This window comes from Streptomyces sp. NRRL B-3229 (genome assembly GCF_000719505.1).
Taxonomy (GTDB): domain Bacteria; phylum Actinomycetota; class Actinomycetes; order Streptomycetales; family Streptomycetaceae; genus Streptomyces; species Streptomyces griseorubiginosus.
On the sequence record NZ_JOGP01000006.1, the window covers coordinates 281,356 to 293,991 of the forward strand.

Annotated in this window: 13 protein-coding genes; 1 reads left to right on the forward strand and 12 read right to left on the reverse strand. The window is 67.9% G+C overall.

All coding sequences use genetic code 11. The features are described 5' to 3' along the window. Positions 1-67: 67 nt before the first annotated feature. Positions 68-4,474: a choice-of-anchor D domain-containing protein gene (locus IF54_RS0111505; RefSeq protein WP_030317297.1), complete on the forward strand. Its 4,407-nt coding sequence runs from the start codon at positions 68-70 to the stop codon at positions 4,472-4,474. Between the two features lie 18 nt (positions 4,475-4,492). Here the strand turns inward: IF54_RS0111505 and truA are convergent, their stop codons facing one another. From truA to rpmD, 12 genes are all read right to left on the reverse strand, one after another. Continuing rightward, positions 4,493-5,347, reverse strand: coding sequence for a tRNA pseudouridine(38-40) synthase TruA (gene truA / locus IF54_RS0111510; protein ID WP_030317299.1), 855 nt, complete (start codon positions 5,345-5,347; stop codon positions 4,493-4,495). 127 nt (positions 5,348-5,474) lie between these two features. Then, a complete protein-coding gene (rplQ, locus tag IF54_RS0111515) occupies positions 5,475-5,987 on the reverse strand; it encodes a 50S ribosomal protein L17 (RefSeq protein ID WP_030317301.1) in 513 nt (170 codons plus the stop codon). Positions 5,988-6,173: 186 nt separating this feature from the next. Next, the gene (locus tag IF54_RS0111520) at positions 6,174-7,196 is read right to left on the reverse strand and encodes a DNA-directed RNA polymerase subunit alpha (RefSeq protein ID WP_003966937.1); all 1,023 of its coding nucleotides are present in this window, start codon (positions 7,194-7,196) and stop codon (positions 6,174-6,176) included. A 117-nt stretch (positions 7,197-7,313) separates the two neighbouring features. Continuing rightward, on the reverse strand, positions 7,314-7,718 hold the full coding sequence (gene rpsK / locus IF54_RS0111525; protein WP_003956432.1) for a 30S ribosomal protein S11: 405 nt from the start codon (positions 7,716-7,718) through the stop codon (positions 7,314-7,316). 70 nt (positions 7,719-7,788) lie between these two features. After that, on the reverse strand, positions 7,789-8,169 hold the full coding sequence (gene rpsM, locus IF54_RS0111530) for a 30S ribosomal protein S13 (RefSeq protein WP_020135802.1): 381 nt from the start codon (positions 8,167-8,169) through the stop codon (positions 7,789-7,791). A gap of 194 nt (positions 8,170-8,363) precedes the next feature. Then, positions 8,364-8,477, reverse strand: a complete 114-nt coding sequence (gene rpmJ, locus IF54_RS0111535) for a 50S ribosomal protein L36 (RefSeq protein ID WP_003998809.1) — start codon at positions 8,475-8,477, stop codon at positions 8,364-8,366. A 29-nt stretch (positions 8,478-8,506) separates the two neighbouring features. Next, positions 8,507-8,728 carry a translation initiation factor IF-1 gene (gene infA, locus IF54_RS0111540; RefSeq protein ID WP_003948620.1) on the reverse strand — a complete coding sequence of 74 codons (222 nt, stop codon included), beginning with the start codon at positions 8,726-8,728 and terminating at the stop codon, positions 8,507-8,509. A 163-nt stretch (positions 8,729-8,891) separates the two neighbouring features. Further along, positions 8,892-9,728, reverse strand: coding sequence for a type I methionyl aminopeptidase (gene map / locus IF54_RS0111545; RefSeq protein ID WP_030317304.1), 837 nt, complete (start codon positions 9,726-9,728; stop codon positions 8,892-8,894). Between the two features lie 114 nt (positions 9,729-9,842). Next, complete coding sequence (locus IF54_RS0111550) at positions 9,843-10,505, reverse strand: adenylate kinase (protein ID WP_030317307.1); 663 nt, start codon at positions 10,503-10,505, stop codon at positions 9,843-9,845. Continuing rightward, positions 10,505-11,818 (reverse strand): preprotein translocase subunit SecY, encoded by a 1,314-nt coding sequence (secY, locus tag IF54_RS0111555; protein WP_030317309.1) that lies wholly within the window; start codon positions 11,816-11,818, stop codon positions 10,505-10,507. The genes IF54_RS0111550 and secY overlap by 1 nt, the downstream gene beginning before the upstream one ends. A 176-nt stretch (positions 11,819-11,994) precedes the next feature. Next, positions 11,995-12,450: a 50S ribosomal protein L15 gene (gene rplO, locus IF54_RS0111560; protein WP_003974249.1), complete on the reverse strand. Its 456-nt coding sequence runs from the start codon at positions 12,448-12,450 to the stop codon at positions 11,995-11,997. Positions 12,451-12,452: 2 nt separating this feature from the next. Continuing rightward, on the reverse strand, positions 12,453-12,635 hold the full coding sequence (rpmD, locus tag IF54_RS0111565) for a 50S ribosomal protein L30 (protein ID WP_003974250.1): 183 nt from the start codon (positions 12,633-12,635) through the stop codon (positions 12,453-12,455). Position 12,636: the final 1 nt, after the last annotated feature.

A 12,636-nucleotide genomic window follows, 5' to 3' on the forward strand; every position in this document is an offset into this window, starting at 1 on the left:
TGTGCCGTACCTGTGACCGTTCCGGGCGCGGACACCAGAGGGGGGTTCCGTCTTGCCCGGGTTTTCCATGCCCGCACGCACCGGCAGGCACCGCGGTCGGCGGCGCACATGGCTGCTGTCCGTCGTCGCCACGGCCGTCGCGGCGCTGATCGGCACGATGATCAGCCTGATCGCGTCCTCCGCCCAGGCCGACCAGAACACCGCGGGTGTGGACAACCTCCGCACCAACTGGGACCAGGACGAATCCGCGCTCTCCCCCGCGGTCGTCCAGTCCTCCGCCTTCGGCCGGCTCTTCGCCACCAAGCTGGACGGGCAGATCTACGCCCAGCCGCTGGTCCTCGGCGACCAGGTGATCGCGGTCACGGAGAGAAACACCCTGTACGGCCTCGACCGCACCACCGGCGCGATCGAGTGGAGCAAGAACTACGGACCGTCCTGGCCCGCCTCGGCGATCGGCTGCGGGGACCTGACGCCCGACATCGGGGCGACCGCGACCCCCGTCTACGACCCCGCCACCAGCTCCCTCTACTTCACCACCAAGGTCGACGACGGCACCGCCACGCACCGCAACCCGAAGTGGCTGATGCACTCCGTGGACCCGGCGTCCGGGACCGAGCGCCCGGGATGGCCGGTCACCATCGCCGGCAGCCCCGTCAACGACCCGAGCGTCAGCTTCGACGCCTACTACCAGCAGCAGCGCCCCGGCCTGCTGCTGATGGACGGCATCGTCTACGCCGGCTTCGGCGCCCACTGCGACGCCTGGCCGTACCGCGGCTACGTCGTCGGCGTAAGCACCACCGGACACAACATCAGCTCGATGTGGGCCACGGTGACCGGTGCCACCACGGGCGGCGCCGGCATCTGGCAGTCCGGCGGCGGACTGGTCTCGGACGGCTCCGGCCGGATCTTCTTCAGCACCGGCAACGGCATCAGCCCGGCGCCCGGCCCCGGCAAGACCGTCCAGGGCACCCTGGCCGAGTCCGTCGTCCGCCTCCAGGTCGGCGCGGACAACAGCCTCAGCACCGCCGACTTCTTCAGCCCCAGCGACGCCGCGACCCTGGACCTGACCGACCAGGACATCTCCTCGGGCGCCCCGATGGCGCTCCCCGACGGCTTCGGCACCGCCGGCCACCCCCATCTGCTGGTCCAGCAGGGCAAGGACGGGCGGGTCTTCCTGCTCGACCGCGACAACCTCGGCGGCATGGGCCAGGGCCCCCAGGGCGGCGACGCAGCGGTGAGCGTGTCCGGCCCCTACCAGGGCATGTGGGGCCACCCCGCGTTCTGGGGCGGCGACGGCGGCTACGTCTACGTCGTCGGCAACCAGGGTCCGCTGCGCGCCCTCAAGTACGGCGTGCGCAACGGCGGTACGCCCACGCTGACCCTGACCGGCCAGAGCCAGGACACCTTCGGCTACACCAGCGGCTCCCCCCTGGTCACCTCCGACGGCGACGACGAGTCCAGCGCCCTGGTGTGGATGACCTCCGCGAGCAACACCTCCGGAGCCGACGGCAGCCTGCGCGCCTACAGCCCCACCCCCGACGGCAACGGCCTGCTCCAGCTGCTGTGGTCCGCGCCCATCGGCACCGCCACCAAGTTCAGCACCCCGACCGCCGACCACGGCAAGGTCTACGTCGGCACCCGCGACGGTGTCCTCTACGGCTTCGGCAGCCCCGCGCGCACCGCTCTGACCGCGGCCTCGCTGAACTTCGGCCAGGTCGGCATGGGTGACAGCAGCGCGGCCACGATGAAGCTGACCGCCACGCAGGACGTCAGCATCACCGGCCTCAAGGCCTCCGGGGCGTTCTCGGTCGACCCGTCCGCCGTGCCCACCCCCGACCGGCCCACCGCGCTGGCCACGGACGCCACCCTGGACGTACCGATCAGCTTCGCCCCCACCACCACCGGTGGCATCAACGGCACCCTGACCGCGAACCTCTCCGACGGCCAGAAGCTGGTCTTCGCCGTCCACGGCGTCGGCACCCGGCCCGGCTTCGGAGCCGCACCCGGCGCCCTGGACTTCGGGGAAGTCCCCACCGGCAGCACCTCCACGCTGAACCTCCAGGTCACCAACACCGGCACCGCCCCCGAGACCATCGACGCGGTCGACGCGCCCGGCGGCGCCTTCTCCGCCTCGGGGCTGCCCGGCACGGGCACGGTCGTACCGGCCGGCGGCTCGTTCGTGCTCTCGGTCACCTACACACCGGACGGCGACCAGGTCGACACCGACGCGCTCGTGGTCAGCAGCAGCGGCGGCGGCGCCACGCACACGCTCAGCGTGCCGCTCACCGCGACGGCCATCACCGGTCAGGGACACCTGGAGTTCTCCACGGACTCGCTGGACTTCGGCCAGGTCCCGGTCGGCAGCTCGAAGTCGCTGTCGTTCACGATCACCAACACCGGCAACATCCCGGTGAAGGTGACCAAGGCCAAGGCACCCACCGGTGACTTCAACAGCCCGGTGCAGCTCTCGGAGGGCCTGGTCATCGGCCCCGAGCAGACCGCGGTGCAGAGCGTGACGTTCACCCCGCGCTCCGGCACGGACCTGAGCGCCTTCTACGAGGTCACCGGCACCGGCACCGACGCGAACGGCAGCAGCCAGGGCGCCATGTACGTGCAGATCAAGGGCACCGGCACCGGCAGCGCCACGACCACCTCGACCGCCGACGGGAAGTGGCAGACCAACGGCTCGGCGGTACCCGCCGACGGCGGCGGGGTCCAGCTGACCCCGGCCACCAGCTACCAGGCGGGCTCGGCGGTGTACACCCAGCCGGTGCGCACCGACGGTCTGCGCGCCACCTTCACCGCGAAGTTCGGCCCCGGCACCAGCGGGAAGGGCATGACGTTCGCCCTCCTCGACCCGGCCCAGGACTCCGCCTCCGCACTGGGCGACTCCGGTGACGGCCTCGGCATCGCCGGGCGGCCGGGCACGGTGGTGGCGTTCGGCACCGGCTGGAACGACACGCTCAAGACGCAGAACTTCGTCGCCGTGGGCCGCAGCACGGCCGGTTCCCCGGCGATCGACTACCCGTCGGCGAACACCCTCGGGATCGCCCTGCGCCAGGGCACGCACCAGGTCGACCTCCAGGTCGCCGCCGGCCATCTGTACGTCTGGATCGACGGGACGCAGGTGATGGACGCGACACCGACGCTGACGTCCACCGCGCTCCTGGCCTTCTCCGGTGCCACTGGCGACACCGCCGACGTGCAGACGGTGAGCGGCCCGGTCGTCAGCGAGGCGGCGCCAGTCACCGAGCCGAAAGCGAGCACCTCGCTCCAGCTCACCGCTCCGAGCAAGGGCGTCCCGGGCCGGCAGCTCACCGTCACCGGCACCCTGACCTCGACCGCGGCCCTTCCCGCGGGCCAGGTCGCGCACCTCACCCGGAACGGCACCGCGCTGCCCGACGTGACGACGAAGGCGGACGGCACCTTCGCCTTCACCGACACCCCGCCGGCGGAGGGCACCTACACCTACGCCGCGAGCTACGCGGGCGACGCGACCCACGCGGCGGCGAACGCCACCGGTCTCGTCCAGGTGACCAAGCTGACCACCTCGGTCAGCGTGACGGCCCCGGCCACGGCCCCCCGTGCGCAGAAGCTGACCGTGTCGGGCAAGCTCTCCGGTGCGCCCTTCGCCGCCGGCGGGGTCGTCAAGGTCACGAAGACCGACCTGGGCCACACGTCCGGCACCGCGCTGGCGGACGCGAAGGTCGCCGCGGACGGTTCGTTCTCCTTCCCGGACACCCCGCAGATCGGCGGCGCCAACGTGTACAAGGTGTCCTACGGCGGCGACCTCTCGCACACCCAGGGCAGCGGCAGCGCCACCGTCCAGGTGTCCCGGGCCGCCACGTCCCTGACGGTGGCCACCGACCACGGGACGTACAAGTACGGCCAGACCGCCAAGGTCACCGCCCATCTCGGCACCACCTACAACAGCCGTACGGTGGCGATCTACGCGCAGCCGTACAGCGGCAGCAAGGTCCTGGTGAAGTCCGCCAAGGTGGACTCGAACGGCAACCTGACGGCGTCGTACAAGCTCACCCGCAACACCACGTTCAGCGCGGTGTTCACGGGCGACCACCGGTACGCCCCGAAGACGGCCGCCCGCGCCGTGCACACCTACGCGGGGGTCTCGCAGAAGCTGTCCGGCTACTACACGAACACGACCATCGGGAGCACCGTCTACCGGGTGTACCACCGCACCGCCAAGGAGCAGCTCGACGTCACCGTCGCGCCCAACAAGGCCGGCCAGTGCGTCAAGTACCGGGTGCAGCGGTACTACAGCGGTGCCTGGCACACGCAGTCCACGTCGGCCTGCGCGGCCCTCAGCTCCAGCAGCACCGGCCGCCAGAAGATGTCCCTCACCAACGGGCTGAACAACCGGTACCGGGTGGCCGCGCAGTACGTGCACAGCAGCCGGGACAACACCAACCTCGACACGTGGGGAGCCTGGCAGTACTTCACCGTCAGGACGTGAGCTCCGCCTGCGGCCGGTTCAGGAGCCGGCCGCAGGCAACGTCCGCCTGTTCCTCGCCTGCTTGTTCCGTGCCGCCAACAACTCGTCCGCCGGATACCCGACTTCCTCGAGCGTCAGCCCGTGCGGCCGTACGACATGGACGGCACTGTCCCGGACACCCGCGTCCAGCACCTTCCGCGGCCACTCCACGCCCCGGTGCCCGTCCCCCACGAACAGCAGCGCGCCGACCATGGACCGCACCTGGTTGTGGCAGAACGCGTCGGCCCGGACCTCGATCTCCACGACCCCGTCCGCCCGCCGCCGCACCCCGAAGTCGAGGATCTCGCGGATCGTCGTCGCTCCCTCACGCTTCTTCGCGTACGCCGCGAAGTCGTGCTCCCCGACGAGGGACTCGGCGGCGGCGTCCATGGCGGCGACATCCAGCTCCCAGTCGTGCCACAGCACATGGTTGCGCAGCAGCGGGTCCACACCACCGGGCCGGTCCCCCACCCGGTAGACGTATCGCCGCCACAGTGCCGCGAACCGGGCGTTGAACCCGGCTGGGGCCTCCCGCAGGGACCACACCCGCACGTCCTTGGGCAGCCGCCCGGCGAGCCGCTTCAGCAGCTTCCCGCGATGCTCTTCCCACAACTCCACGGGCAGATCCACATGCGCCACCTGCCCCCGCGCATGCACTCCGGCGTCGGTGCGCCCGGCCACCGTCAGCTCGTACGTCACGTCCCCGGACCGCGTCACGGTCCGCAGCGCGTCCTCGATCTCCCCCTGCACGGTCCGCCGACCACCGGCCTGCTTGGCCCAGCCGGAGAACTCGGTCCCGTCGTAGGACAGGTCGAGACGGACACGGACATGACCGGGCGCTACTTCGTCACTCACCCACAGATCCTCTCAAGAACACCGAAGCGGGCCCGCCCCTCGAAAGGAACGGACCCGCTGACGCGCCCCTTCAGGGGCACGGGGAACTGCGCGACCAGCCACGACGGACCGGCAGCCAAAGGACGGCTTACGCCTCCTTCGACTCCTCGGTCTCCGCAGCCTCGGTCTCTTCGGCCTTGGCCGTGTCGACCTTGGTCTCCTCGGCGACCGGAGCAGCCTCGGCGTCCTTGGCGGCACGCTTGGTGGCGGCCTCGGCCTCACCCGTGGCCTGCTGCGCGACCGTCAGCGCCTCGACCAGCTCGATGACGGCCATGGGCGCGTTGTCGCCACGGCGGTTACCGATCTTGGTGATACGGGTGTAACCACCCGGACGGTTCTCGTAGCGCGGGCCGATCTCGGTGAAGAGCGTGTGGACGACGCTCTTGTCCGTGATCACCTGGAGCACCTGACGGCGGTTGTGAAGGTCGCCCTTCTTCGCCTTGGTGACCAGACGCTCGGCGTACGGCCGCAGCCGACGGGCCTTCGCCTCGGTGGTGGTGATACGGCCGTGCTCGAAGAGGCTCTTCGCGAGGTTCGCGAGCAGCAGCTTCTCGTGCGCGGCACTGCCGCCCAGACGGGCACCCTTGGTGGGCTTCGGCATGATGTTTCTCCTAGGTGTCTGCCCCGGCCGTACCAGGTACCGGAGTCAGTATCTGAGCAGACGGTCGCCTGTCAGAGATCCGGACGACAAGCCCCGAAGGGGCGCATCGTCCGGAAGGGGCGCGGGGAACTGCGCGACAAGCCACAGCGCACCCGCACCCGAAATCGAACCGTACAGCCCGAGCTCTTAGTACTGCTCGGTCTCCACGAACCCGGCATCCGCGTCGTCGTCCGCGCCGAACGCGTCCGCCGCAGCAGTCGGGTCGAACCCGGGAGGCGAGTCCTTGAGCGCCAGGCCCATACCCGCCAGCTTCGCCTTGACCTCGTCGATCGACTTCGCACCGAAGTTGCGGATGTCGAGCAGGTCGGCCTCGGAGCGGGCGACGAGCTCACCCACGGAGTGGATGCCCTCACGCTTGAGGCAGTTGTACGACCGAACGGTGAGCTCCAGCTCCTCGATCGGCAGCGCCAGGTCGGCGGCCAGGGCGGCGTCCGTCGGGGACGGGCCCATGTCGATGCCCTCGGCGTCGATGTTGAGCTCGCGGGCCAGACCGAACAGCTCGACCAGGGTCTTACCGGCCGACGCCATGGCGTCACGGGGACGCATGGCCTGCTTGGTCTCGACGTCGACGATCAGCTTGTCGAAGTCGGTGCGCTGCTCGACACGGGTCGCCTCGACCTTGTAGGTGACCTTGAGAACCGGCGAGTAGATGGAGTCGACCGGGATACGGCCGATCTCCTGGCCCACCTGCTTGTTCTGCACGGCGGAGACGTAACCGCGGCCACGCTCGACCGTCAGCTCCATCTCCAGCTTGCCCTTGCCGTTGAGCGTGGCGAGGACGAGGTCGGGGTTGTGCACCTCGACACCGGCCGGGGGCGCGATGTCGGCGGCGGTGACCAGACCCGGGCCCTGCTTGCGCAGGTACATCACGACCGGCTCGTCGTGCTCCGAGGAGACGACCAGCTGCTTGATGTTGAGGATCAGGTCGGTGACGTCCTCCTTGACGCCCGGCACGGTGGTGAACTCGTGCAGGACGCCGTCGATGCGGATGCTGGTGACAGCAGCGCCGGGGATCGACGACAGGAGGGTGCGGCGGAGGGAGTTACCGAGGGTGTAGCCGAAGCCCGGCTCCAGCGGCTCGATCACGAACCGGGAGCGGAACTCGTCGACGACCTCTTCGGTCAACGAGGGACGCTGAGCGATCAGCATGTGAATCCTTCAGTTCAGGGGCACCCACTATTTGATGCCCTGAGGTACTGCTACAAGGGTACGGGCGATACGACCCTTACAGAGCCGTACCGCCCGAGAAGCCCGAATAAAGCGAGGTCAGACGCGACGACGCTTAGGCGGACGGCAGCCGTTGTGGGGGGTCGGGGTGACGTCCTGGATGGAGCCGACCTCGAGGCCCGTGGCCTGGAGCGAACGGATCGCGGTCTCGCGACCGGAACCCGGACCCTTCACGAACACGTCGACCTTGCGCATGCCGTGCTCCTGCGCGCGACGGGCAGCCGACTCGGCGGCCATCTGCGCGGCGAACGGCGTGGACTTCCGGGAGCCCTTGAAGCCGACGTGGCCGGCGGAGGCCCAGGAGATCACGTTGCCGGACGGGTCCGTGATGGAGACGATCGTGTTGTTGAACGTGCTCTTGATGTGCGCGTGGCCGTGAGCGACGTTCTTCTTTTCCTTGCGGCGCACCTTCTTGGCAGCGCCCTGACGACCCTTGGGGGGCATCTACAAACTCCTACGGGGAGGTGGTCGGTCCTACAGCGAAGACCGCTGATGAAGCGTTGTCCGCTGAGGACTACTTCTTGCCCGGCTTCTTCTTGCCGGCGATGGCGCGACGCGGGCCCTTGCGGGTGCGGGCGTTCGTGCTGGTGCGCTGACCACGGACAGGCAGACCACGGCGGTGGCGCAGACCCTGGTAGCAGCCGATCTCGACCTTGCGGCGGATGTCGGCCTGGATCTCGCGACGGAGGTCACCCTCGGTCTTGATGTTGTTGTCGACGTACTCGCGGATCGCGACGAGCTGCTCTTCGCTCAGGTCACGAACACGGGTGTTCGGGTCGATACCCGTCTCCGCCAGCGTCTGCTGCGAAAGAGTCCGGCCGATGCCGAACACGTAGGTCAGGGCGACCTCCACGCGCTTTTCGCGCGGGATGTCAACACCGGAAACGCGTGCCATTCAATGGCTCCAGTTGATCTTCGGAGGTCTGACGCAGAACCGGATCCCGACCGCCGTACCAGGTACGAATCGGGTCCTCGGCCTCCGAACCGAGGGTGTCGGGCGTGCACTGGCCGCCCGGGTTCCGCGTATTTACATATTCAGCTCGCGTCGCGCGAATCTCTGCGGATGCAGAGGGTGAGGCCGGTTTGCGATTAACCCTGGCGCTGCTTGTGGCGCGGGTTCTCGCAGATGACCATGACCCGGCCGTGACGGCGGATCACCCTGCACTTGTCGCAGATCTTCTTGACGCTCGGCTTGACCTTCATGGGATCGAGGTTCTCCGAGTCAGAGGGATCTACTTGTACCGGTAGACGATCCGGCCACGCGTCAGGTCGTACGGAGACAGCTCCACCACGACCCGGTCGTCAGGGAGGATACGGATGTAGTGCATCCGCATCTTGCCGCTGATGTGTGCCAGGACCTGGTGGCCGTTCTGGAGCTCGACCTTGAACATGGCGTTCGGAAGAGACTCGACGACAGTGCCCTCGATCTCGATGGCACCTTGCTTCTTGGCCACGCTTCGCCCTTCGAATCGACTACCTTGATCGACTCCCGCCAACGCATGAAGACATGCGGGCACACGAGAGTCGACGAGTCAGTCTACGTCAGCACTACCAGAAAAGACGAATCGAGGATCCATGCCCCGCCAGGGAGATCCTTAAGCGCTGAGGGCATACGACCTAGGCAAGCGGATCCGGCGCCGCGGCAACCCCGTGCTCCGCAAGCTTCGCCTTGCCGCCATCCGGAGCCGTGAGCACCAAGGGCCCTTCCTCCGTCAACGCAACCGAGTGCTCCCAGTGCGAGGACCACGTCCCGTCCGTCGTGATCACGGTCCAGTCGTCCGACAGGACCTCGGTCCTCGGCGTACCCAACGACACCATCGGCTCGATCGCCAGGCAGAACCCCGGCACCAGCTTCGGCCCCTTCCCCCGCCGCCGGTCGACGTAGTTCAGCAGGTGCGGGTCCATGTGCATCTCGGTGCCGATGCCGTGGCCGCCGTAGTCCTCGATGATCCCGTACTTGCCGCCGCCCGGCTTCGGCTGGCGGCGGATGTACGTCTCGATGGCCCGGGAGACGTCGACCAGCCGGTTCCCCTGCTTCATCGCCGCGATCCCGGCCCACATGGATTCCTCGGTCACCCGGGAGAGCTCGATCAGCTCCGGGGCGTGACCAGAGCCCACGAACGCCGTGAACGCCGCGTCCCCGTGCCAGCCGTCGATGATCGCGCCGCAGTCGATGGAGATGATGTCGCCGTCCTTGAGGACCACCTCGTCCGACGGGATGCCGTGGACGACGACCTCGTTCACCGAGGTGCAGATCGTCGCCGGGAAGCCGCCGTACCCCAGGAAGTTCGGCTTGGCGTCGTGCTCCGCGAGGACCTTGCGCGCGACCTGGTCGAGATCCCTGGTCGTGGCCCCGGGCACCGCGGCCTCACGGGTGGCCGCGTGGATGGCGGCGACGACCAGCCCCGCCTCACGCATCTTGGCGATCTGCTCGGGGTTCTTGATCTGCACCATGCTGCGGGGGCCTTTCGGAGAAAGAGGGACGGGCGCCATCAACGATACGTGCACCCACACAGCAGCCGCGGCCCCCTCGGAAGGGGACCGCGGCTGCAATACGCCGTGAAACCGCTACGCGGCGTGGTCCTCGCGCTTGAGGGCCTCCATCGCGCGACCGGTGACGTCCTCCACCTTGCCGAGCGCCGAGATCGTGACCACCAGGCCCTGGGCCTTGTAGTAGTCGATGATCGGCTCGGTCTGGGTGTGGTAGACCTCCAGCCGCTTGCGGACGGTCTCCTCGGAGTCGTCGTCGCGCTGGTACAGCTCGCCGCCGCAGACGTCACAGACGCCGTCCTGCTGGGGCGCCTTGTACGAGACGTGGAAGACGTGCGCCGAGTCGTTGCGGCAGATGCGGCGGCCGGCGATGCGCTTGACGACCTCCTCCTCGGGTACCTCCAGGTCCAGCACCGCGTCCAGCTTCATGCCCTCGGTGTGCAACATCTCGTCGAGCGCCTCGGCCTGCGAGACGTTGCGCGGGAAGCCGTCGAGCAGGAAGCCGTTCTCGGCGTCGGGCTGCTCCATGCGGTCCTTGGCCATCCCGATGGTGACCTCGTCCGGAACCAGGTTGCCGGCGTCCATGTAGGACTTCGCGAGTTTGCCGAGGTCCGTCTGCTGGCTGATGTTGGCGCGGAACAGGTCGCCCGTGGAGATGTGCGGGATCGACAGGTTCTTGGCGAGGAACGCGGCCTGCGTTCCCTTGCCGGCACCCGGCGGCCCGACGAGGACGATACGCATCAGCGGAGGAACCCTTCGTAATTGCGCTGCTGGAGCTGGCTCTCGATCTGCTTCACCGTCTCGAGACCGACACCCACGATGATCAGGATGCTGGTACCGCCGAACGGGAAGTTCTGGCTTGCCCCGAAGCCGACCAACGCCATCGTTGGCACAAGAGCGATCAGACCCAAGTACAGCGAACCCGGCCAGGTGATCCGGTTGAGTACGTAGCTGAGGTACTCAGCGGTCGGTCGGCCAGCCCGGATGCCCGGGATGAAGCCACCATACTTCTTCATGTTGTCGGCGACTTCCTCGGGGTTGAAGGAGATCGCCACGTAGAAGAACGCGAAGAAAACGATGAGCAAGAAGTAGAGCGTGATGTAGATCGGGTGGTCGCCCTTGACGAGGTTCTGCTCGATCCAGGTCTTCCAGCCCGAGTTGCCGTTCGAGAACTGCGCGACCAGAGCCGGGATGTAGAGCAGCGACGACGCGAAGATGACCGGGATCACACCCGCCTGGTTGACCTTCAGCGGGATGTACGTCGACGTACCGCCGTAGGACCGGCGGCCGATCATGCGCTTCGCGTACTGCACCGGGATGCGGCGCTGGGCCTGCTCGACGAAGACCACCAGACCGACCATGACCAGGCCGACCAGGATGACGGTGCCGAACTCGATCCAGCCGTCGGCCAGGGTGCCCTGCTTCTTGATGGCCCACAGCGCGGACGGGAAGGTCGCGGCGATCGAGATGAACATCAGGATCGACATGCCGTTGCCGATGCCGCGGTCGGTGATGAGCTCACCGAGCCACATGACGACGGCGGTACCGGCGGTCATCGTGATGACCATGACGATCGTGGTGAAGATCGCGCGGTCCGGGACGATGCTCGACGCCACGGTGCAGCCGGAGAAGAGCGCGCCGCTGCGGGCGGTGGCCACCAGACCGGTGCCCTGGAGGATGGCGAGCGCCACCGTGAGGTAACGGGTGTACTGCGTGATCTTCGCCGTACCGGCCTGGCCCTCCTTCTTGAGGGCTTCCAGACGAGGGATGACCACGGTGAGCAGCTGGAGAATGATGCTCGCCGTGATGTACGGCATGATGCCGAGCGCGAAGATCGTGATCTGGAGCAGCGCGCCACCGCTGAACATGTTGACCAGACCGAAGAGTCCCGTGTTGCCGGACGCCTGGTCCACGCACTCCTGGACGGACTTGTAGTCGACGCCAGGGATCGGAATGTGGGTACCCACGCGGTACACCACGATGATGGCGAGCGTGAAGAGCAGCTTCTTGCGCAGGTCGGGCGTCCTGAACGCCCGGGCGAACGCGGTGAGCACGGTGCCTCCTGCGACCCCCGCGCTACTGCGTCAAGGGTGACGGTCTTGAGGTTCGACGAATATGAGAGAAAGCAGTGCAGGCCACCTTACCGGCGACACGGCCCCCCGTGGAACGACCAACCGGGGATACCTCGTTGTGAGGTATCCCCGGTGGGTACTGCTTTACGTCATCGCGCTCAGACGAGCTCGGTGACCGTGCCGCCGGCGGCGGTGATCTTCTCCTTGGCGGAGCCGGAGACGGCGTCGACCGTCACCTGAAGCGCCACGGAGATCTCGCCCTGGCCGAGGACCTTGACGAGGCTGTTCTTGCGAACGGCACCCTTGGCCACCAGACCCTCGACGGTGACCTCGCCACCCTCGGGGTAGAGCGCGGCCAGCTTGTCGAGGTTCACGACCTGGAACTCGGTCTTGAACGGGTTCTTGAAGCCCTTCAGCTTCGGGAGACGCATGTGGAGGGGCATCTGCCCACCCTCGAAGCGCTCCGGAACCTGGTAGCGGGCCTTCGTGCCCTTGGTACCACGACCAGCCGTCTTACCCTTCGACGCCTCGCCACGACCCACACGGGTCTTGGCGGTCTTGGCGCCCGGGGCGGGACGGAGGTTGTGGATCTTGAGCGGGTTGTTCTCCGCCATGATCAGTCGACCTCCTCGACCGTCACGAGGTGGCGGACGGTGTGCACCATGCCGCGGAACTCGGGGCGGTCCTCCTTGACGACCTGCGTGTTGATGCCCTTGAGACCAAGGGAGCGCAGGGTGTCACGGTGGTTCTGCTTGCTGCCGATGTAGGACTTGACCTGCGTAATCTTGAGCTGCGCCATG